Origin of the sequence: Stenotrophomonas pavanii, from assembly GCF_900101175.1 — a bacterium.
Taxonomy (GTDB): domain Bacteria; phylum Pseudomonadota; class Gammaproteobacteria; order Xanthomonadales; family Xanthomonadaceae; genus Stenotrophomonas; species Stenotrophomonas pavanii.
The window spans coordinates 79,266-101,580 of record NZ_FNFQ01000009.1; the positions used below are offsets into that span (position 1 = coordinate 79,266).

16 protein-coding genes are annotated in these 22,315 nt (G+C 58.4%); 10 read left to right on the forward strand and 6 right to left on the reverse strand.

The window, feature by feature from the left end; translation table 11 throughout:
* Positions 1–80: 80 nt before the first annotated feature.
* Positions 81–563, reverse strand: a complete 483-nt coding sequence (locus tag BLS66_RS15315) for a hypothetical protein (protein ID WP_074726229.1) — start codon at positions 561–563, stop codon at positions 81–83.
* Positions 564–878: 315 nt separating this feature from the next.
* Positions 879–1,766 (reverse strand): AraC family transcriptional regulator, encoded by an 888-nt coding sequence (locus BLS66_RS15320; protein WP_083348171.1) that lies wholly within the window; start codon positions 1,764–1,766, stop codon positions 879–881.
* A 49-nt stretch (positions 1,767–1,815) separates the two neighbouring features.
* Between BLS66_RS15320 and BLS66_RS15325 the strand changes: the two genes are divergently transcribed.
* From BLS66_RS15325 to BLS66_RS15345, 5 genes are all read left to right on the forward strand, one after another.
* On the forward strand, positions 1,816–3,006 hold the full coding sequence (locus BLS66_RS15325; protein ID WP_083348172.1) for an alpha/beta hydrolase: 1,191 nt from the start codon (positions 1,816–1,818) through the stop codon (positions 3,004–3,006).
* A 1,244-nt stretch (positions 3,007–4,250) separates the two neighbouring features.
* Positions 4,251–6,389: a methyl-accepting chemotaxis protein gene (locus BLS66_RS21010; protein ID WP_279626483.1), complete on the forward strand. Its 2,139-nt coding sequence runs from the start codon at positions 4,251–4,253 to the stop codon at positions 6,387–6,389.
* Positions 6,390–6,444: 55 nt separating this feature from the next.
* Positions 6,445–8,022 (forward strand): EAL domain-containing protein, encoded by a 1,578-nt coding sequence (locus BLS66_RS15335; protein ID WP_074726231.1) that lies wholly within the window; start codon positions 6,445–6,447, stop codon positions 8,020–8,022.
* An 80-nt stretch (positions 8,023–8,102) separates the two neighbouring features.
* Entirely contained in the window at positions 8,103–8,873 is a 771-nt protein-coding gene (locus BLS66_RS15340) for a GntR family transcriptional regulator (RefSeq protein WP_074726232.1), read from the forward strand.
* A 421-nt stretch (positions 8,874–9,294) separates the two neighbouring features.
* Positions 9,295–10,023 carry a response regulator transcription factor gene (locus BLS66_RS15345; protein WP_074726233.1) on the forward strand — a complete coding sequence of 243 codons (729 nt, stop codon included), beginning with the start codon at positions 9,295–9,297 and terminating at the stop codon, positions 10,021–10,023.
* 297 nt (positions 10,024–10,320) lie between these two features.
* Here the strand turns inward: BLS66_RS15345 and BLS66_RS15350 are convergent, their stop codons facing one another.
* Both BLS66_RS15350 and BLS66_RS15355 read right to left on the reverse strand, forming a co-directional pair.
* Positions 10,321–10,689 (reverse strand): H-NS histone family protein, encoded by a 369-nt coding sequence (locus BLS66_RS15350; RefSeq protein WP_019659229.1) that lies wholly within the window; start codon positions 10,687–10,689, stop codon positions 10,321–10,323.
* Positions 10,690–10,808: 119 nt separating this feature from the next.
* Positions 10,809–12,206 (reverse strand): site-specific integrase, encoded by a 1,398-nt coding sequence (locus BLS66_RS15355; RefSeq protein WP_019659228.1) that lies wholly within the window; start codon positions 12,204–12,206, stop codon positions 10,809–10,811.
* Positions 12,207–12,536: 330 nt separating this feature from the next.
* Between BLS66_RS15355 and BLS66_RS15360 the strand changes: the two genes are divergently transcribed.
* From BLS66_RS15360 to BLS66_RS15380, 5 genes are all read left to right on the forward strand, one after another.
* Positions 12,537–13,112: a DUF6624 domain-containing protein gene (locus tag BLS66_RS15360; RefSeq protein WP_143025181.1), complete on the forward strand. Its 576-nt coding sequence runs from the start codon at positions 12,537–12,539 to the stop codon at positions 13,110–13,112.
* Between the two features lie 204 nt (positions 13,113–13,316).
* Positions 13,317–16,163, forward strand: a complete 2,847-nt coding sequence (locus BLS66_RS15365; RefSeq protein ID WP_244153004.1) for a M16 family metallopeptidase — start codon at positions 13,317–13,319, stop codon at positions 16,161–16,163.
* A gap of 286 nt (positions 16,164–16,449) precedes the next feature.
* Complete coding sequence (locus BLS66_RS20610) at positions 16,450–16,872, forward strand: hypothetical protein (protein WP_074726235.1); 423 nt, start codon at positions 16,450–16,452, stop codon at positions 16,870–16,872.
* Complete coding sequence (locus tag BLS66_RS20615; protein WP_074726236.1) at positions 16,869–17,360, forward strand: DUF2442 domain-containing protein; 492 nt, start codon at positions 16,869–16,871, stop codon at positions 17,358–17,360. Before BLS66_RS20610 ends, BLS66_RS20615 begins: the two co-directional genes overlap by 4 nt.
* Before the next feature lie 217 nt (positions 17,361–17,577).
* Entirely contained in the window at positions 17,578–17,793 is a 216-nt protein-coding gene (locus tag BLS66_RS15380; protein WP_074726237.1) for an ECs_2282 family putative zinc-binding protein, read from the forward strand.
* Between the two features lie 602 nt (positions 17,794–18,395).
* On the opposite strand, the gene BLS66_RS20400 is transcribed toward BLS66_RS15380, so the two are convergent.
* Both BLS66_RS20400 and BLS66_RS15390 read right to left on the reverse strand, forming a co-directional pair.
* Entirely contained in the window at positions 18,396–19,451 is a 1,056-nt protein-coding gene (locus BLS66_RS20400; RefSeq protein ID WP_083348175.1) for a hypothetical protein, read from the reverse strand.
* A 109-nt stretch (positions 19,452–19,560) separates the two neighbouring features.
* Positions 19,561–22,176 carry an AAA family ATPase gene (locus BLS66_RS15390; RefSeq protein ID WP_244153005.1) on the reverse strand — a complete coding sequence of 872 codons (2,616 nt, stop codon included), beginning with the start codon at positions 22,174–22,176 and terminating at the stop codon, positions 19,561–19,563.
* Positions 22,177–22,315: the final 139 nt, after the last annotated feature.

Below are 22,315 nucleotides of genomic sequence, written 5' to 3' on the forward strand. Positions count from 1 at the left end.
GCGTGGGCTTTGCGCCGGTCGGCCCAGCTTCTGACTCGTGCAAGAAGGAGAAGCCCCGCATTAGCGGGGCTTCTGGTTGGTCAGGCAAGCGACCACTTGTGCGGCGCGGCGGGCTTCTGCTTGTAGATGTTTCCACTCAGGTCCACGTGCAGTTCCATCCACTCGCCACCATCTTGGCGGGCGAGCATCTCGAAGTGCTTCGGGTGACGCCTCGGCTTTCCTGTGGTTTCAAATCCAGCCTCAGTTGCGGCAAGGACGGCTACTTCTGCGTCTGTCTGCGTGCTATCGCGATGCCGGGAATTTGGCCCGCCGCCATGGTGGGGCTTTTTGTGTTCAATCTCGGTGCTTTCTTGTCCTTTCCGTGCAATGCGTAGGACCTTGATCTCGGAAGGGCGGCGCTCTCCCTCTAGGTCTACCTCCAGCCCAGGCGACAGGGCAAACGACCCCGCACCTTTTGGCCCCAGGTCCGCGAGGAAGTACTTTCCATCAGACAGTACGGTGAAGCGATGGGCAAAAACGTGCTCGACAACGCCAGATAGCGCAATGAGTTCATGATGCGGCATGCATTTCTCCTAAGAGCGCCCATGCTCGGGCGCTAGGAGGACATGTGTGCCGGACCTGATATCTGCAATGCGCGACGAGAACTGGTTCAGTGGCGGTTGTAGTAACTCTTCCTTGCGAAGATCAAGCGAACGAGCTGGTCAAGGGAGGGGGCCGGCGAGACGCTTCACAAGTCTCTTTAGGCTCAAGGATCACGAATCTACCTCCAGTCTTTGGCTAAGTGTCAGTCTGGTTGAGAACATGCTGGTATGCTGTTTCCCCTCCCAGAGTCGATTGCTTTCGACGACTTAGGAGCGCCAGAAGGACCAAGGCAAAGCTCAGTCTCTCCGAGCACTTTTATCCAGCAGTCTGTACAGCCAGAAGGCTTCTTCTCGCAGAATTCCCTCGCGCAGCCGCAGTGCTGACAATCCGGACACACGTTTTACTTCTCGCCCAAGGTGCGATTGGTCACTGTATCCTGTGCTTGCCGCGATTGAAGCGAGATCAGTGTCATTGTGGCCAGCGTATGCAAAGGCTCGCTCTACTCGCGCGTATAGCTCCAGCTCCCGCTGACTCTGTCCGGTTAGCCGCTTGACATGCCGTTGCCTCTGACGCGTTCCAATGCCTGTCAAGCCATTAGCAAGCTGCCTGGTCAGTCCTTTCAGCCAATCCTGTATACCGGCACGCCCCGGATGCGGTTGTACATCCTTCCACAGGGGTTGAAGAATGGCTTGCAGTGTCTCTAACGGATCATCGCTACTACCAACCTTGGTCAGGGCAGTGCTGGCTTCTAGAGGGAGCACTTCTTCGGCAGGGAGTATTGTGTCCACGTAGTTGTGGAGGCGAACACCCCATAGCTTGGCAAGTGCATCCGGATAGAAGCTAACCGTCAACGCGTGGACCGGTCCAGGTGACCAACTGGCAGTTGGCAGGCGTGATGGTCCGGAGAATGCGAAGACAGGAACTGATTGATGCAGTTGCACTGGGGCCGTGTCCACACCGGCGCCGACCATGTGCAGCTGTCCTTCCAGAATCCATGACAAGGATGACAAAGGCGTAGCGGGATGCATGTTGATCCGCTGCGTGGCAGAGAGCTCCAAGCCGCGTGTATCGCGTTCTACTGCAACGTAGATGCAGCCCGCAAGAGAGGCCAAAGGGAAGGTCAATCGTGCGCCACCTTCCGAAACGGCGACATGTCGCTTGGGTTCTATCTCGTCGATCTTCATTCCTCTGACAATCTCCAGCTCATGCCCCGAACTTGCTGAGCGCCAATTTATGACCAAAACTGTCTTTCAGGGAAAGCTATCACATCGGTTGCGCAGTGCATGGGTGCTGCTGAGCACGTCGGCAAGAGTTTTGGCCCGCCGGGCATTGGGGAGGCCGTTGGTGCCTGAATGGTCGATTCCATTCGAGGTTGGAACTTTGTTCTATCGCCGGCAGTTCAATCATGCTTTCTCATTGAACAATGTCGCGGAAGCCCGTGCCTACTTTGATAGCTGTATCACCTTGCCAGGACCGCCGCCGCCGGTGGATATCCGGCCGGCAGAAGGAGATGAGCCCCGAGGTGAGTGGTTTACACCTCACGGCTACAAAGGCGCGCTGACAATTCTCTACTTCCACGGTGGGGGCTATGCTCTCCACGCAGCCGTTACCCGCAACTTCATCGCGATGCTTTCGCACAAGTTGCAGGTGAGGATCTTCTCTTTGGACTATCGGCTGACCCCTGAGCACCCACATCCCGCTCAGCTTGACGATGCGCTGTCTGAGTATAGAAGCCTGCTGGCGAAGGGCTTGGATCCCGCACAATTAGTCATCTGTGGCGACTCCGCGGGTGGGCACTTGGTGTTGATGACATTGGCTTCATTGAGCGGTTGTGACCTTCCACAGCCGTTGTTGGCAATAGCAATCAGCCCTTGGACCCACATAGGCCGATTGGGCGCAAGTCAGTTTGGCAACGATCAGTACGACATGGTGCAGGGTTACCAGACTCTTCAGTACGGCCAATGGCTCAAGGGCAAGCTTGCTTATGAGGACGAGGAGCTGTCGCCCATGGGTAGAAGTTACGTCGGGACCGCTCCTATTTACATTCAAGCCGGCGACAAGGAGATCTTGGTTGATATGATCCGAACATTCTCTAAGCGCGCTGCCAATCAAGGTGCGAGAGTCCGGCTGGATGTCTGGGCGCACATGACGCACGAGTTCCACGCTTACGGTGACACCGAGCGAGAGAGCCAGGAAGCCATTGATCGTATGCGTCAAGCGATGGATTGGGCATTGGCGCAGTGCCGCCCTGCGGTTCGGAATTTACAAGCGGACCATCAGGTTTCGGCTTTGAAGTCGCGGGAGTCCGCAGCGACTCAGTCGAGCCTGTTTCCGCCCACCGATCAGACTGAAGTTGATACGTTGTTGAGTGAGCAGCCTAGAGATGCCTCTCCACTACAAAGAACGAATGACGTCTCTATCTAAGCTTGCTGTTGAATGATTCCGGCCTGGGTCTGTCCCGTCATGCTTTGGCGGGGGATAGGTTACGCATTAGTGATTTCTTGGTTGAGTGAACGGAGTGGGCGCTCCTGCCCTTGAATGGGAACGGAGATTGCGGTCATTGATCCTCGCGCGCTTAGCCGGGTCCTGCCAGTCTCAGGCTGGCTGAAGTGCCCTCGCTTGGAGGCGCCGGCCGAGTGCCTGTCTTTCGAACCGCTTTGGGGTTCGTAGTTCACCTGACTGGACAGGGCTCGCAGCGCTCGGCGAACCGCCTCGTTGAGCAGGCCGATCCTGTTCTGCAGGAGCATCCCATACTCCGGCGAGCGCCCCCGTGAGGCCGTGGAGAAGGCCGACGGATCCGGGCGGCTGCAGACGACTGTCCCAGTTTGGTTTTCAAAGGTCTTGACCCGTGCGGCCCCATTTCACGGGCCCCCGGGTGCGTGACTAGCTATCCGAGGGGAGGGGCGGCGGAGTACCGCACCGCTGAGCTGCTTTTGGGCCGGTGATCGCCCGGGAGGGGACGCAAGGTGGCTACGACTTGCGTCTAACTTGAAACCAAACTCTCGATAGTAGTCCAGCCCATCAGCGTTCAAGTTCCTGGCCTGGCGAGCCGCTTCGGCAACGGTCGCCCACAATCGCAACTCTGGCGCTCATTGAGGCGAGCTGGCGGCAGGCTTGCTGCGCAGAAGAGCGCATGGGGAGCAGTATGCCAGGCAGACACTTGCTGCTGGCGTTCGTTCGGGCAGGGCGGGGGGTGGTCAATGATCTTGGCTCACCTTAGAGGCGGGTTGAGACTCGGCCCGGCTTAAGAGCGCCGGTGAGCTTAGCGCGCTCCCGTATCCGAGGAGCCCTCCGTCAATGCCGAGACATCCCGCGCGTAGGGGAGAGCAATGAACATTTCGGGCTCTCCCTGTCTAGGGGGAACTTCTTGGTGGTCAAGGTTCATATCCCCAATCTGCGTAAGCAGATCTGGACCAATCATGGACAAACGAAAGATACATGTTCTTGCTCATTTCGATAGCTGGAAGCTATCGAAAAGCAAGTTCTGCCTTCCTTACTTGCCTCTCTTGCGGGTAAAAGCGCCAAGCGTCGCTCAAATGCATTCATTGTGCGCCTAATTGGAAATTATGAGGTGAGGTGATGCGGCCCCGTGGGAGGGCTAAGGTTGTACCGAATGGGGCCGATCACTGGCCCGCTGACGTTGTCGGCCAGGAGTCAACTCCTCCCCCATGAAAGGTGTGAATGTGAAGAATTTCTTGATGCGGTTCAGCGTCGGTACCCGCTTGAGTGCCGCCTTCGCTATCTTGATCGCGGTTGCGATGTCCATCGTTGCGTCCGGTCTTTGGACGCTGTCCCGTGCTGAGCAAAGCATGGACTCGATAGTCAAAGAGAGCATGGAGCGCATTCGACTCTCCAAATCCATGGCTAGCGCGAACATGCAGATCAGTATCTCGTTGCGTGAACTGATCATGCTGCAGGACAAGGATGTCCAGGCATCCTTGATGCGAAAGATCGCCGAGCAGCGGAAGGTGTACGACGAGGCTGGTGATGCCCTCTACGCAACCCCTGCCGACGAGGAAGGGAAGAGGATTCGTGCCGTCATCACCGAAAAGCGACTCGCAGCGCGTCGGGTCAATGACTCAGTTGTCGAGGCGGCCTCTCAGGGCGACGTAGTTCAGGCTACCAAGCTTCTCGCAGAAGGAGATGTGCTCCTCAATGAGTGGCAGGCTGCCATCTTTGCCAACGCGGAGCTTCAGGAGCGCTTGGCGAACGCAAGCTATCGCGAGGCACAAGCCGCGAGCGCCAGCGGTCGCACGATGCTTATCACAGCCGGCGTTCTCGCGATCTTGCTCAGCATCGCGCTGGCAATTGCGATCACACGCAGTTTGACCGTTCCCTTGGAGCAAGCCACAAGAACTGCCGATGCCATTGCATTGGGTGGCATCGAGAACTTGATCAAGGTGGAGGGACGAGACGAGACAGCAGCACTGTTGAGAAGCATGAGCGCGATGCAGGATCGCATCAAGGCTCTCATCGCTGATCAGGAGGAAATGGCCTCTGCTCAGGCCGAAGGGCGGACGTCCCATCGTATTGATAGCTCCCGTCATCCGGGTGCCTTTGGCCAGCTCGCAATTGACACCAACGCCATGGTTGAGCGCTCCAACATGCTGATCGAACAGATCGTCGACATCGCTCAGCATTACGCGATAGGGGACATGAGCGTACGGATGGAGGCTCTGCCCGGAGATCAGACCGCTATCACAGAAGCTATGGAGACCACACGAAGCAATTTGTTGGCGATCAACGAGGAGATTCGTCGTCTTGTTCAAGCCGCGGCATTGGGGGACTTTTCACAACGCGGAACTTCAGATGGCTTTAGTCACAGCTTCCGAGAGATGATCGATAACCTTAACCAGATGTTCGACGTCAGCGACCGAAGCCTTTCGAGTATCGCGAGTCTGCTGGGGGCGGTGGCTCAAGGCGATCTGACCTACCGTGTAGCCGGCCAGTTCAGTGGCGTTTTCGCCAAAATGCGTGATGCCGCGAACTCCTCCTCGGAGCAGCTTGGCAGCATCGTACGAGGCATCCAGGACGGAGCCGGAGTCATTCGGGTGTCCGCCGCGGAAGTGAGCAAGGGAAGCTCGGACCTGTCACGTCGCACGGAGCAGCAGGCGGCGAACCTGGAGGAGACGGCTGCGTCGATGGAGGAGTTGACTTCCACGGTGCGCCAGAACGCGGATCATGCCTTGCAGGCTAGCAAACTCGCTTCGGACGCTGGTGAACTTGCCCTTCAGGGGGGCCGCGCCGTTGATCGGGCAATGGAAAGGATGGAAAAGGTTGAGGGGTCGTCTCAGCGCATCGCAGACATCACCACGGTGATCGATGGGATTGCCTTCCAAACCAACATACTAGCGCTGAACGCGGCCGTGGAGGCTGCTAGGGCAGGGGACCAAGGTCGGGGGTTTGCAGTGGTTGCAAGCGAGGTCCGGACGCTGGCCCAGCGCAGCGCTGAGGCAGCGAAGGAGATCAAGCAACTCATTGATCGCTCGGTCCAGGATGTGGTCGACAGCTCGAACGAGGTCCGGCAGACGGGGGCCACCATCCATCAGGTCGTTGAGAGCGTCCAGCGCGTACGCGACATGATCACGGAGATATCCGCAGCCTCCCAAGAACAGACTGCGGGCATTGAACAGGTTAACCAGGCGGTGATGCAGATGGACGAGGTGACACAGCAGAATGCTGCATTGGTGGAGGAGGCCTCAGCAGCGGCCGGTGCCGTCGAAGACCAGGCTGATGGGCTTGCTCAGGCAGTCGCATTCTTTAAGGTGAATACTGAGTTCCGCCCCCGTTTGGTTCACGCCAGTTGAGTCCGATCCTGCCGGATAACAATCTGTCCGGCGGGTACTAACCCCGGAGTCAGGAATGCGCAAGTCATCCGCTAAGTGGCGATCTTTGCGATGGGCACTTCTCCGTTCAGCGCCTGCTCTTCTGGGGATAGCCGTGGTCGCGAGCACTCTGGCGGCGGCCCAGTTGGCAGTCACGCAGCGGGCAAAAGTTGAACTTGCCGACTATACGGTCGTTCTCTTGGAACACGCTCAAGATGTTGCCCGTGCCGGCGTTGATGGGCTGAACAAGGCGCTGTTGATAGATGCCGCGCCTTGTGGAGATGAGGACTTGGCCGAGCTGCGTCTCATAGCGTTTCACTCCCGCTACATCAAGGATGTTGGGAGATTGAGCAACGGGCAATTGATATGTACAGCAATATGGGGGCGCCTTCCTACGCCTGTAAAGCTTGTCGCTCCGAATCGCCTCGTTCGAGGATATTCGCTCTGGCGGGGCGTAGCCGCCCCTGGCGATGGGCGCATCAAGGTGGACCTCGCGTCGTACGGAAACGCCATTGTGACCACGGCTCCAACAGCGTTTGAGCGAATGGCAGTGCCCATGGAGGGGGGCGGAGCGTTGGTGGTCACGCGAGACGGCAGACACCGGTTTCAATCCTTTGGCGCAGTGCAGGAAATGTCGCTGGGCACGAACGGGGCGTTGACTCCATCTGCCGGGCACGTCGCCACACGCGCCTGCAGCAGTGAGTTCGATATCTGCGTCGTTGCCCAAGCCGCATCCGGCAGCCTATGGAACGATCCTTCTTGGACAGTTACGTCCATCCTTGCGCTGGCTCTGGCTGGAGGAGCAGGGTTAGGGGCTCTACTGAAGGTCTTCCAAGGGCGGCGGGAAGCTCTGGACCTAATGCTGACTCGCGCAATCAGGCACGGAGACATCGACTTGGTCTACCAACCACTGCGACGCTTGTCTGACCGTCAGATGATCGGTGTCGAGGTCTTGGCTCGTTGGCGGACACTGACTGGATCCGATGTTTCGCCCGACACCTTCGTACCCATGGCGGAACACCTGAAACTCGGCACTGAGCTGGCGAAGGTGGTGATCGCGAAAAGCCTAGATGAGATTGGATGGCGCCTACGATGTGGGGACGGCTTCTACGCAAGCATCAACCTGTCTGCCCAGGACATTCTGAGCATCGGACTAAGACAGTTTCTGGTTGCGCAGACAAAGATTTTTGGCGTTTCAGCATCCGCCATAGTCTTAGAGCTGACAGAGCGATCCACTGCCTCTCAGCAGCTGCTGATAGAGGCGCTGCGCGAGCTGGAGCAGGCGGGCTTCCGGGTGTACCTGGACGACTTTGGAACTGGCTACTCAAACTTCGCCTATCTGGCTGACCTTCCTCTCGCAGGGCTAAAGATGGACCGCCGGCTCACCAGAGCTGCAGGCACTCATTCTCCGGCGAGCCATGCCGTTGAAGCCATTTGCGCAATGGCTAAGGCGCTGAAGCTGCCGCTTGTGGCCGAAGGCGTTGAAACCGAGCAGCAGGCGATTGCAATGTGCCGACTCGTTCCAGACGCCGTTGGTCAAGGCTGGCTCTTAGGAAAGCCGTGCGAGGCCGGTGCATTGCCCGCAGGTGAGAAGTTTGAAGAGCGACATCTTTGAAAGTAGGACCCAGGACAACATAGAGCGGCGCTCCTCAGAAGGCCAGCGCGCAATGGAAAGGAAAGAGTAACGAAGTGACAATGTCCGATCGACGCCAGCCCTTCAAAGGCCAACCGAAGCCTCTCTATCATGCGCTCGCGCAGTCAATCACCATTGACATTGAGCGCGGGGCGCATCCAGTGGGAAGTACTCTGCCGTCCGAGAAGAATCTCATGTCAGTTCACGGCGTGAGCCGCCAAACCGTGCGCCGGGCGTTGGCATTGCTTAGGTTCCAAGGCCTGATCGCGTCTCGCCCGGGGGTTGGCTCGATGGTGCTTCCGGCGCCACAGGAAGTGGAGGCATTTCCTCCGATCACTTCGATAGATGGCCTTCGCGAGCTTCTCCGAAGGACAGAGCTTCACCACGTATCTTTGGGCTTGATCACCGTCACTGAGCGCCTCTCGGATGTTCTGGAGTGCCGGCGTGGTATCCAGTTGTCTGAGGCTTGTTTTCTACGAAGGCGGTCAGCTGCTTCACTGCCGGCGGGCGTCGTGCGAGTTTACCTCCATCCGGAGTATGCAGCGGCCCAGATCACCCCGCGGATAGCGCGTGGGCCGATCTATCAGAATCTGGAGCGGATGTACGGCATAGCCGTGACGGAAGTTCGGCAAGACATGACTGCTACGGTTCTCGACAAGGAGACCGCCGATCTGCTTCAAGTGGCGCCAGGTGATCCAGCACTTCAAGTTGTTCGCTTCTACTACTCCACAGCCGGCAACCCTGTCGAAGTGGCCGTCAGTCACTACCCCAGTTCACGCTTTCGACAGAGCATTAGGTATCCGCTGCCCTCGGCAAGTTGGGAGGCAGGGTGAATCATGTTTGGCGTTTCGCTGCGGCCGCGGGGCGCGAGAGCGGCTCGGCCTGGAGGTCCATCCTAAGCCGCTGTCGCGATCCATGACTACTTCGTCTGATGTCGATGAGCCGGCTCAAATCCTTCTCTCGCTGGCATCTGTCCGCGGATCCTCACGAGGGCGCGGTGGTGCCTGCAAGTACTGCTCTTTTCGGTCTGACGGCAGGGCAATTTGCGGCTTCATCCATAAGTGGATGGCGCTGCTTCGAGCAACCCGCAAAGGTGGGGGAAAATTCTCCATGCGACGTCTGGAGCACTCCCTGCATGTGCGGACATGCGGCGCAGGCTGACCGTCGTCATCGGCCAGTTGGCGACGCCCCGGCGTGGTGATAAGAAGGGCTCGCCGCCTCGACGGCTCTTGGACAAACATCAATAGTTGATCAATGACTCTTTCGAACTCTGTGTACTCGGTGTCGTCTCTTTATGGCGTGAGAAGGGTGCTGTTGGTTGAGGCTGACACTGAAAGCGCCGGCATACTTGAGGCTCAACTTCGAAAGGAGGGGTTCCTCGTAGCGGTTGCTGATGACGCAGAACATGCCTTGGACTTGTTCGCCCACTGGCGCCCTCACATAGTGCTTCTAGAGACGACGTCTTCCAGGATGGCTGGTACCGATGTGCTCGCTATGATCCGCGGGAGGGCGAGCACACCTGTGATCATGATTTCTGCGATCGACGATGAGCGGGATAGGCTCGGTGCGCTTCATTGCGGCGCAGATGACTACATCGTCAAGCCATACAGCCCGCGGGAAGTCGTCGCTCGAGTTCATGTGGTGTTGCGTCGAGTTTCGCTTGGATGGGAGGGGGATAGCGTCCTCCAGCAGGGAAGGCTGATTGCAGATGGAGTGGCGGTGAGGGTGCTGGTGGAATCAGAGGCGTCTGGACCGCCGGCTGTCGTCGACTTGACCCCGGCCGAGTTCAACATCGTTTATGCGCTACTGCGGACCCCTTCTAAAGCATTCACGCGTGGAGAGTTGCTGCAAGGGGGGGCTACCGTTGATTCGTCGAGTCGGGTTGTCGACACGCATGTCCACAACATTAGGAGGAAGCTTGAGCATCATGGCATCACCGGAGTGCTGGTGACGGTTAGAGGTGTGGGATACCGCTTCAAATGACGGCCGAACAGTCGCATGGCTAGTAGAGACTCTTATAGATATGAGTTCGCCTCTGACCGAGTGGGCCGGTCGTTGGCCTAAGCAATGCATGATGCTCAGCATGTTGCGCCAATGTCGCTCGGCCAGGCGGTGGGTTAGCCTGAGTGAAGAAGGTCCAGCGAAGACTTTGAAGCTGCTGTGCTAGAGGTGGATTCGCAATGACGCGAATCCACGGAATTTCGATTTCTGGCGAGGGCCACAAGATGGTGGTTAGTAAGCGTTACAGCGTGAAGTCACGTGGAATCATGACGTGCGGACTCATTTGATCAAGAAGTCGCTCGGCGACTTCCCGTTCTGAACCAAAGCAGCGAGCCACTTCGGTTGGCGCCCACGGCCGGACCAAGTCTCACCAGGGTTGGCCGGATTGCGGTACTTAGGGGCGACCTTGCTGCCGGCCGTCTTCTTCGGATTCCGGACTACTCGCTTGCCGGCCTTTTCCGTGGATGGACTTGAAAGCGCCCCATAGAGCTCCTCAATCGTGTAACCGTGGTCTTTAACATACTTGTTGATCTTGGCTCGCATGGCGGCAGCCTTGGGGCGAGTCAGTACTCTGGTTTGCTGTTTCTCTGCTTGAGCGATCAGCGTCTTGAGTTCTTTTGCCGAGAGGTGGCTGACATCGATTGTCATCTGTTCTATCCGAGGTGCAGAAGGGATAGCGTAGTTCGAAATCCGCCTCGATGCGAATGACGACAGCCTATGGCAACGGCACCGCGTCATTCCGCAGCGGCTTGGCCATTGGCAATAGCTTACGGGTAGAACTTTCCCGGGTCGCTCAGCTGTTTCGCGAACTGCCCCCTCTGGTAGGGCGGCAGCTCCACCGGCGGCGCGTAGCGGCTCAGAAGGTCGATTTGCTTCCTTCGGGCGAGTTCCGGCTTCTTATGGAAGTAGGCCTCATGCAGCACCGGCACTCTCTTGCTGATGCTGTGGCCCGTCAGCAAGGCAATGTCCTCGTCGGGAATTCCCTTGTGATGGAGCTCCGTGGCGATGGTGTGCCGAAAGGCGTGCAGCCCAATCCCCTTCCCGAAACCCAAGCTCTTCAGGTAGGTGCTGAACTGGTTGAGCGCCGCTTGGCTGTAGCGCTGGTTCGACTCACCCGTTTTGCGGTTCACGCCGGCGGTCAGGTGGGGGAACAATCGAGGATGGCCACACGCGCGGATATCCTCCACGAAGTCCAGAAAGCCCGCATCAAGCACTTGGGGAGGGATGGGGAGGGTTCGAATGGCAGACTTTCCTTTCAGGCGCTGACGGCTTCGGTTGCGGGTCTTGTGCGCCAAGTCGGGATCGACGGTCTTCTGGATCCGTATGCACCAGACGCCAGCCTCTTGCACTACGTCCGCTAGTTTCAGCTGAGCGATTTCGTTGATGCGCGCCCCTGTGCACAGGCCAAGGATTGGAAGCCACCAGCGGTGGGGGTACTTGCTAGCCCATGGGACATATGTCTCCAGGTCGAAGATGCGCTTGAGTTCTGCATCGTCAAAAAGGCGCTCGGGCTTGTTCGGATCCACGACCAAGTCTTTCTTGATTTCGTCGAAGGCGACCATCGGCGAGGCACCAATGGCCTTGGATTTCTCTAGCTTTTTGAAGAAGGTCGATAGGAAGCGCCGGTGTTTCTCGAGCGTGGCGGGGGCGGGCGGAGCAACGTTGAGTTGCTTTCCACGCGCGACCGCCTGATCGTAGGTAAACCTTCGGTACTCGGGGTCGGACAGCAGACGGTCTGGGGCCCAGCGAATGAGGTCCCACAGCTTGTAGATGTGAGCGTGGTCGATGCGGGTGACTGGTATGTCCCCGCAGGTCATTAGAAGCAGCCGTAGGGTGCGAGAGGTCGCCTCGACGGTCTCTCTGGCCAGGCAGCTGTAGTCGCCGCGATTGCGGATGTAGTCGTCAATTTCTACGGAGAGCGAGCGCCCGGGTGTGCCCGCCGGCAGCGGCTCGGGATACCGGGTGCCGTTCTTCGTTGAGCGTGCGCGGCGGGTGCGCTCATAGGCGGCATTGAGAATCTCTTGGGCCTGGATCGCGGCCTCTCGGCTGGTGACGACCAGCTTTCCGATCCGAAACCTGCCGATGCGGATGTCGGACATCTCCAGCGAGCCGTTGGGGTCGTCCAGGTAGATTTGGAGGGGGCTTGGTGGGGGAGTCAACGGCATTGCGGGCTTCCATCGTTTCGATGGAGGTACAGATAAACCAGCTTCAGCAATCGTCAATGGAAATGGGTCGTGCGCGTACCGACCGTAGGCATCTATTGTGAGCGCCCATTACTGCTTCTTCAGGAAAAGAAAATTACGCAGGAACTGGATGAATTTAATGTATTAAAATCAAAGACTTGACTGGATAAAAATTATGTCGAATCGCAGTCATTACGGTACTGTTTAATTTCTACAAGCTAACAACTCCCTCTGGGATGCTAGTTTAGTTCTGTACGGCTGTTAAACGGCGCGGCCAGTTGATGGCTGAGAAATCACTTAGGAGGTGGAGTTGTGGCGCAACGACTCGGTCCATTGTTAGTGATTACGATCCTCTTCGCGCCGCTGGGAGCCAGCGGTGGGACGCCCACTGACCCCGAGCTGCGCGGTGAGCTTCTGCGGATGAGGGATGCCGATCAGGCGGTGCGGGACCTCCCGCTGACCACGGAGGGCGAGGAGAGGGTGCTCAGTGCCGTCGATGCGGTGCACACCGCTCGGCTGAAGGCGATCGTTGCGGCCCATGGCTGGCCGACCGTGGCGCAGGTGGGCCAGGACGGGGCGGACGCGGCCTGGCTGCTGGCCCAGCATGCCGACAAGGATCCGGCGTTCCAGCGCTCTGTTGCGGAAGCCATGGAGACCTTGGTAGCGACGGGGCAGGTCAAAGCGTCCAATTATGCCTACCTATGGGACCGCACCCACGACCCCCAGCGCTACGGAACGCAGGGGCGTTGTGTGGACAAGGGGCGTTGGGAGCCCCGCGCGGTCGAGGCGCCTGAGAAGCTTGAGCAGCGTCGTGCTCAAATGGGCCTGACGCCCATGGCGGAGTATCAAGCGATGGTCTCCAAGCACTGCGAGCAGTTTGGGCGTTAAGATCGAACCCGCAGTTGGGGCACTGCGCGCGGAGAGGCAGGGGTGAGGCCTGCTTTTCTAACATGGATCTTGGGAGCCCCAAACAACTCCGGTGGGCCAACTTGGTGTCGCAGGGGCTTGCTGGTGGGCAGCTACTTGGCGGGGGATGGACGCATGGGCGTTGTCGTAGGTGGTGCGAAGAGACTGCTTTGGACGGCGCTAGCAGTGGCCGCTTTCACCGTGCCAGTAGCGGCGCGCAATCCGGAAGCGGCGTCGCACGCCCCAGCCGCAGCTCCGCACGCGGTGGACATCCCCTTCGAACGCTTCACACTGCCCAATGGCCTGCGTGTCATCGTGCACACCGATCGGAAGGCGCCGATCGTGGCTGTCCATCTGTGGTATCAGGTGGGCTCCGGAGATGAGCCTGCCGGCCGGACCGGTTTTGCGCACCTCTTCGAGCATTTGATGTTCCGAGGCACCGAGCACTACCGCGACGCCTACTACGGGCCGTTGCAGCGCGTGGGCGCCACCGACGTCAATGCCACGGTTACGCCTGAGCGCACCAACTACATGCAGGTGGTTCCATCCACGGCGCTGGACCTGGCGCTCTGGATGGAGTCCGATCGCATGGGTCATCTGCTGGGTGCCATCGATCAGAAGGCGCTGGATACCGAACGGGGCATTGTCGAAAACGAGAAGCTGCAGCGGCGCGGCGTGCCTTACGGATTCGTATGGGAGCGGCTCTCCCGGTCAAGCTACCCGCCGGGACATCCGTACCATCATTCGACCTTCGGATCCGCACGCGATCTGCAGGCGGCCACGCTTGCCGACGTCCAGGACTGGTTCCAGACTTGGTACGGTCCGAACAATGCGGTGCTGGTGCTGTCAGGCGATGTCGGCGTTGAAGAGGCCAGGAAGAAGGTGGAGTCCTATTTCGGGCATATCCCATCGGCGCCCGAAGTGACAAGGGCTCGCGCGGACGTCGCCAAGCGGGCTTCCACCACCCTGGAAACCTTGTCCGATCAGGTTCCTCAACCACGCGTTCACCGGACATGGAACATCGCGGCTCGTGGAACGTCGGACTTTGATCAGCTGCGGGTGTTGGCTTACATCCTGGGAGGAGGCAATGCCTCCCGGCTGGGCAAGCGCTTGGTGCACTCCGATCAACTTGCCACTGACGTCACGGCAGAGGCAGGGGGGCAGCTCGGATCGCGCTTCATGATCGTCGCCAATGTGCGCGACGGCGTCGATCCGTCGACCGTGGAAACCGCCATCGAGGCGGAGCTTCAGCGTCTGCTGAAGGAGGGCCCCACCCTCGATGAGGTGCAACGTGCTCGGACCGCGATGCGGGCCGAGTTCGTGAAGAGCATCGAGCGTAACGGTGGGATGGACGGAAAGGCAGAAGTGCTCGCCGCCTGTGAGGTATTTGAAGCCGATGCAGGCTGTTATCGGCGGTCCGCCGACGTGGTGGCATCCGCCATGCCCGACCAGCTGGTTCGCGTCGCTCGCCGTTGGCTGGAGCAGGGGGATCACATCCTGACGGTCATTCCAGGGCCCCGCGCTGCGTTCGCTGAGGAGGCCGAGCCGGCTGACGCGGTGCCCCACGCGCAAAGCCTAGGCAAAAGCCATCGCGCTGCAGCACCGGGCGTGAATCGCAGCGCAGGGCCGCCGTTTCCTGAAAGCTATCCGGAGTTGAGATTCCCTGCGATCGAGCGGGCGGCGCTGTCGAACGGCACCCACGTGATCCTGGCTCGACGGGAGGACGTCCCGCTTGTTCGCATGTCGTATCAATTCCCGATGGATCCCGCGGCAACTGCGGGTCTGGCAGACATGGCGTTCAGCATGCTGGCGGAAGGGGCCGGGGAGTACGACGCCCTGGCGTTCGCGGCGCGCGCTGAATCGCTGGGGGCGGAGCTGGGTTCCAGTGTCGACGTGGGCAGCGGCGCGGTGACCCTGATCGGTCTCAGAGACACGCTTGGCGATTCGGTTGCGCTGTACGCGGACATGCTGCGCCGACCGCGTTTTGAGCCGGCAGCAATGGAGCGCATGCGTGCCGCCAAGGTGGGTGCGCTTCGGGAGGAGGCAGCCAACCCACAGCGCTTGGCCACGAGCCTGTTTCCTGCGCTGCTGTACGGGCTCGATCATCCGTACGCCCAGGCCTTCAATGCACCGGGCACCGTGGCCTCCGTGGAGGCTTTGCGCCGCGATGACCTGGTGGAGTTCCACCGTGCCTGGATTCGGCCGGAGCGGGGCACGCTTGTCGTGGTCGGGGATACGACGCTCCACGAACTGATCCCGGTCCTTGAGAGGCATCTGGGCGACTGGCGCGGGTCGGGTGGGATCCCTGAGGTGCGCATCGACGACCGCCTGCCCGCGCAGGCCAGGCCACTGGTGTTTCTGGTCGACAGCCCTGGCGCTCTGCAGGCCACCCTGGTGGCCGGGCAGCTGGTCGCGCCGAGTTCAGACCCCCGGACGTTGGCCTTCGAGGTCGCCAATTCCGTCCTGGGAGGATCGCCAAGTGCGCGCCTCAACATGAATCTGCGAGAGGCCAAGGGCTGGTCCTACGGCGTGATCTCCAGTGCCGCCAATGCCGCGATAGCGCGACCCTGGCGAGTGGTGGCGCCGGTGCAGTCCGACCGCGTAGCGGAGGCCATGGCGGAGATTCAGCGCGAGATTGCGGAGTACGCGGCCGGACCGGCGCCTGCCAGGCAGGACGAGGTTGCACGCTTCCGGGACAGCCAGGTGCGGCGTCTGGCGGGCGGTTTCGAGACGCGGGAGGCAGTCGCGTCGGAGATCGCAGACATCGTGCGGTTCGCCCGGCCAGACGATTGGACCACCCGCCGCAGTAGGGCCCTCCGTCAACTCGATCTCAACGAGGTTCGCACCGCTGCCGCCGCGTTAGATGTCAGCAAATTGACGTGGGTCGTGGCGGGTGACTTGTCCCGTATCGAGGCACCTGTGCGCGCACTGGGTTTGGGAGAGGTAATGGTGATCAATTTGCAGGGTTGGCCTCGGGCATCGCAGCCTGGGAAGGCGGCTGCAATTCCGCAACTCGACAGGTCACGGAGATAGAAATCCCACAGCGGGTCCAGTCGCAAAATTACGAGTGGAGCTCGTGCGGTCCCCGCACTCGCGATTCATGCTTACGGCCTTTGCCAGCTCAAGTTTGCTGTGACTAGCTCGTCGAACGCGGACGACTCTCCAAGTCGCCTTGTTAAGGATCTTGGAATCGAAGTGCAGCTGGTGGCCATTCACTTATGATGGGTCGTTGAGGAGGCTGGCGTCTTTCGCCTCCACTATGAATGATTAATATTTGTGAACCTTGGCGCGCCTTGAAAACCTAACGGATGGGTTTACTATGAAGATCACTAGCCACAACGGACATGACCTCATCATCCAAAGCCGCGATCACTGCGATCCCCATGTGCACATCAAATCGCCGAACTGGGATGTCAGGCTGCGCTTCAGCTTCTGGAAGGATGATGTTGAGTACTGGGACACGCGGCCTGTCAGGAACAAGCCAGCCGCCGCATTGATTGAGTCCTTACGCCGAGCGCTCATGGATCCGCAAGCGCTTAGGCGGGCCAGACGAGAATGGTGGCGTGCCATGGGTAGCACTTGTGTCGAGAACAAGCAGTGGATACTTACCCAGGAGGTGGTATCAGATGTTGAGAATTATGAAGATCCTTCATTGCGAATTATCAAGTCGTCCTTTGATAACGCTCACAACAGAACATTGCTGATTCTAGAGAATGGTGATGAGGTGGAGATAGAATTATGAAAATTCGCGTAAAGTCAAAGATTCACAACGATGTCGAAGTCACTGAGGATGTGTTGAAGCATGGCATGCTTAGTCCCACCAGCTCTCGCTTTGGTGATTTGCATGCTACTGGGTTGAGGATTGAATCGAAGCCGATTCGCTCGTTTGTGATCTCATTTGCCGATCGCACAAGAATTTCTCTTCCCGTAGCTATGTTTCCAGAGTTTTCAGACTTGAAGACTTCTGAGCTGGGTAAGTTGCAATTGGGTTTCGGGGGAAGTGCCATCACGCTCGATGAGCGTGATCTGCATGTTTCGATAGCTGGTCTAGTTAAAGCTAGCTCGCCCATGAGAAATCTCGCTCGAGCTGTAACAGCTTCACTACTTGGTGGCGCCAAGGGTGGAAAGAAGGCAAGCGCTTCCCGAGCAAATGGGGCAAAAGGTGGTCGTCCAAAGAAGCATGAAGCAGTGATGGCCTTAAGCGCGAAGAAGTCTTTGGAAGTGGCGTAGAGATGTTTCAGCATTTTGCTGTTCAGTTTTGCGTAATCCAATTCCGTACTCTTGAACGGCAATAAGCTGACGAGCTGCGCAACTAAGTTAGGAAGAATCTGTACGGTAGGTAAATGAAGGCGGGTACCCATCATCGGCGTCCTTTAATTCTTAGGATTTGCGACGGGGCGGCGATAGCGTGATGTTCGGAACATCCCTCTAGTCTGGAGAGCATCCGATGACCACAGGCACCATTTCCGTCAAGTGCCGTTGCGGTAGCGACAAGTTCAATATTCCGAGCACCCGGCGTCCTTCTGACACGATCTCCTGCGCCAGGTGCGGGGCTACCGGAAGGTATGGGGACGTCATGCGTACCGCCGGGAGCCAGGCAAAAGCCGCAGTGGAGGAGCAGCTCAAGGACGCCTTCAAGAAGGCGGGCTTCAAACTCAAGTGAGGGGCCTCCCAAGTCGGGAAAGCGCGACAGCTTGGGGAAGTTAGAAAAGGTTCTGGGGCCGATGCGGCTGTTGCTGCGTGGCCCGATGCAGGCGTTAGGCGGCACGGCAAGTCAATCTTCTGATTGTTTCTAACTAGGAGTCCAAGTATGCCCATCAAGCCTGGTCCAAAGCCGATTGCAAAGTCCACGGGGAAGCCCGATCAGCGGCGCCGGGATAACAAGGAGACACCCGGCAACACACCCTCTCTCAAGCCTCACAAGCACAAGAAAGGCAGCTAAAGAAGGACGTATTACTTAACGATCGTGCCGCCTAACGTTTCTGGCGCGCTTGCTTCACCACAGCCATTGACACGCCTTGCTGGGGAACGATCGGCTACTAAGCAGGTGATACTCTCGAACTTTTCCGCATGGCCTTGAACAGACCTCCCACTTCCTCGCCCATGCGCAGGCACTTGTCTGTCGCGCTCTGGGCGAGGAGTCCACGCTCAAGTTCGGCCTGGGCGACGTGGGTCTGAAACGGGCTCAATGAGGAGGCCGGTGTGATCATAGATCGCTCTTAGGATGAGGATGAATCGCAGTTCTGCTGAGGTCTAGTTCGGATCTTAGTCGAATCCAAGTTGCTGTCTGAGACGGGCTACGATCATGTCGGCCTCCCCATTTGGCATGGTCTCGGCAGTGAAGGGCACGTGGACGTAGTAGCCTTCACCCTCCTCAAGGGATTTGAGTTCGATTCCCGCCGCAGAGTAGGTTTGAATCATAAGTGCCTTCAGCGGATCGAAGATCGCCAAGCCCTTCCCAGCCTCGCGTTCTTCCCAAACGGTTCGCAGTGCCGCTCTAAGGGCGGGTATCAAAGTGACTAGGTGGGACTTGGCGTAGGCGGGGCACAGCTCCTCTAATGAGTCCGTTGCCTCAATGGCGTCCAAGTGCCCCAGCAGGTAGCCGGCCATCTTGAGCGGCATGGCGATGGGCTCGCCCGCCTCGATCAGGAGTCGGTCAACATCTCCGTGGATGCGATATTGCTTTATCTGCTCTTGGGCACGCGCCAATGAGTATTCCGCCGCCCGGTTGAATTCTTGAGCGTAGCGATGTTTTAACGCTTCAGAGTCACCGATCATCCCCGTCATCCGACAGGCCGCGTATTCTTCCCAGGCGGTGAGGATGGTCTGCAAGAGGGCAAAGTCCACCCATTCGCCCTCCGGCCTAGTCAGCATCAAGCCCGGCATGGCCTCGTCGCGCCACTTCAGCTCGGCCACGTGCCCAAACTCGTGGGCAATAATGTGGAGCGCATCCAGATGATGCTCGTGGGTCGGATCTACCAATGCATCGATGGCATTAGCGTTGTAGACCACGTGCGACATCACTTTGCCATCCCGCCGCACGTTCATTGCTTTAGCTACGGCAATAACATCGCCATTGTTCGTGTATTGCCTAGCGATCGCTGATTCATAGCCCAGGTCAACAGAGGAAAGGGCGGCGTCGAAGTCGTATCCCACCGTAACACCCGCCAAGCGTTCGAGGTCAAGGAACCGCCCACAGGCGATGATGGCGTCGGTCATTTCGTCGCTAAATCTCTGAACGAATTCTTGGTCCTCGGGAAAATTCATGAGAGCCAAGTTAGTGCTTTGAGGGACGGTCGAGGATGGCAGTTCGTCGGTCATGTTGAGGGGTGTCCTTCGGGTTGTCGAAGGTGGAGCAGCTGCGCCCGGCTATTAAATCAGCCTTCCACCGTGCGTGGCCGCTTGATCGGTCAGCTTGAGGCTGAAGCAGTCACGCAGCTGCGGCCTTGTGTGCCCGCTCATCAAAACCTTTGATCCACTCGATCATGGTTTGGACGTCCTTCAACAGTTCATCGGGATCAGGCAGCCAGGCGGGAGTCTCGATTGGCTGGGAATGTTCGAATGCAGAGTATTTTGTCATCATGGCCTCGATCAGTGCGCAATCCTCGGGCGTGATCGCGTTTAATCGCTTGAGCTTATTGAGAGTTTTAATCTCACGGCGATAGCGATTGATGATGCCCGAGCAAAGATCGTCCTCGACTGAGCGTTCAACGAGAATGCGGAAGTTGCTGCAAGCAGCTTTGAGCGCGATAGCCCTTATCTGGCTATCGTATTTCTTGATGGATCCTATTTCGCTGACCATCTTGTTGAAGCCTGACTTGGGTTTGAGTGAAAACGAGTCGATCGTTGCTGGCATGCCCGTATATGCGCCATCGCGTGCAATTGAAGCTACATGAGCTTCCACAGGCGAAAGACCAAAAGAGGGCCGTTGTTCGGCGGCACTCCTCAGTAGCACCATCAGCGATAGTCGGTGGGTAAGAACCACGACTTGGCGGTGTTCTGCTAGATCCACCAACCGCTTTGCAACCGCCTCCTCGTAACGTTGGTCCAACGATGAAATTGGATCATCGAATATCGCAGGAAGGCCTCTATCTGCACCGGTTGCATCGGCCAGGAATGCGGCAAGTGCCACGATCCTCTGCTCTCCTTCGCTCAGGATTTCTCGGTTCTTTATGTGGGACTTGGCGTCTTTTAACTCGATGTAGAAGCTGTAGATGCCTTTTCCCGAGGCCTTGTGGTTCATGCGCACCGGCAGGCTGCTGCCGCCAAGCGCCTGCAACTCCGCGTTGAACCGATCGCAATACCCCTTCGCTAGCTCTGCTTCACCGATCTCATTGCTTTTTATGGTGAGTGACCTGGTAAGGGTGAGCTGAATGGCGGATTTAACAACTGTCAACTTTTTGAGACGCACCACTTCCGCTCGCACGGCTTCAACTTGGCCGCAGAGCCATTCCTTGGCTTTGAGCTCTCGGAGGCGCGCCTCCTTCTGGGCACGTCCGCTTGGATCCAGAAGAGTGGCCAGTGCATCGCGCTGGGCAGTGGTAGCGACTTTCGTATGGTCCAGTGCCTCTGTCCATGCCGACCACTTGATCAACGGGATGCTGGCCATGTCAGTGGCAACACCCAGCGCCTTAAGCCTGGCATTGACCTCTTGGGCAAACGTCGCGGCTTGTGCGCCGTCGAGTCCAGCTGCGGCGCACTGCGATTGCCAGGCAGCGCTTGTCTCCACCACCTCCTTGGGAAGTGCAGCCATCAATGTGGTGAGTGTGTCCTCTGCAGCTTTTGCTTCGGTCTGTAAGGTGGCACTGAGATAGTCGTCAAAGCTGGCTAGTCGCTCCCTTCCATCGGAATTGAGCGATTGCTGGCAAAGGACGCAGCGTGCCCCCTCCTCCACATGAGGGTAGGTGTGGTCGGGGTAGGCCGCCCCCGTTGAATAGGCCTTGGCTGCTTCCCACAATGTCTCCCAAACCGGACCTCCAACCCCCTTCAAAGGCATGCCATTGATGAAGGTAGTCGCGTAGGCGGTAGCAGCTTGTCGCTTGAGGGTCGCGTTCGTTCGAGCGGAGACAATGGCCTTTGACTTCTCATCACTCAGACTTTCTGCCAGTTGAGACGCGCTTTCTTCCAGCTTGGTTAGCCGCTCAAGATCGGTGATTGCTTTCGCATGTGCGACGGCGGGATTGGCCTGGGCAAGTGCTGTTTCGAGCGCAAGCCGCTCCTGAAGCAACGCGTCCGGAAAGGCGCAAGCTTCTACAATTGCCTCATCGTTGAGCGTGGGCTTCAGTTTTTGAAAGAAAACCGAAGCCGAAGTCTGGGCCAACTCCACCGGAATTACGGGAAGTTGGGAGATAAGCTGTGCAGCGCGGGCCTCTAAGCGTTCGCTGACGCGATCGGAGATAGTGATGAGCGCGCCGACAAATCGCATGGAGCGGGGGAGATGGGTGGCCGTGCTTGCCGTATCTCCAAGTTCCAGCGCAGTGGCTGAGTCGAATACTGGCACGGCGGCAAGCTTAGGGTGTGGGCCAGATGCCGCGTGCCAGTCTAGGGTGTTCGTTGCCAGCGTTCCGTCGGTCGCACTCGCTGTGGTGACCGTCACCTGCGCGGAAGCGGCTTCAGTGGCGTTCCCAAATACGTTTCCGTGGATCGCTCCTTTTGCTCTGGCTCCGCAGATGTGTTTCATAAGACGGGCATAGCCAGACTTTCCCGAGCCGTTGGCCCCGTAAACGACGGTCATGTGCCCTTGGGATAGATCCAAGATGGCATTGGTGCCGATGGCGTTTACACCGCGGATGGCGGACAAAGCGTCGATGCGCAGCGCGCCTACGCTCGGAGTTCCCAAAATCACGCCGGGCGCCAGCGCCGGGTGCGGGGTTTCCAATGTTTTAGCTGCCTCCTTCAAACAGTGAGAGGCGAGGGCGTCCATCTCTTGATCTGTCGGCATACGCCGATTACTTACCAGCCCATCTGCTGCCATGCGTAACCAGCTGGGGCGGGAGTTCAGCCAGCTTTCCAAACTTGTGGGCACTGATGAATTGCTCTTTGCCATCGATCACATCCCCTGTGCTTGACGGTGGCCAGGAAGGCGGCCGTCCCCCATGGCTCAATAGTGATCCCCATCACAGCAAGGGGCAAGTGGGCGATCGATTTGCGGTGAAAGCGCTCAGTTGTCCTTCTGGGATGGCGGC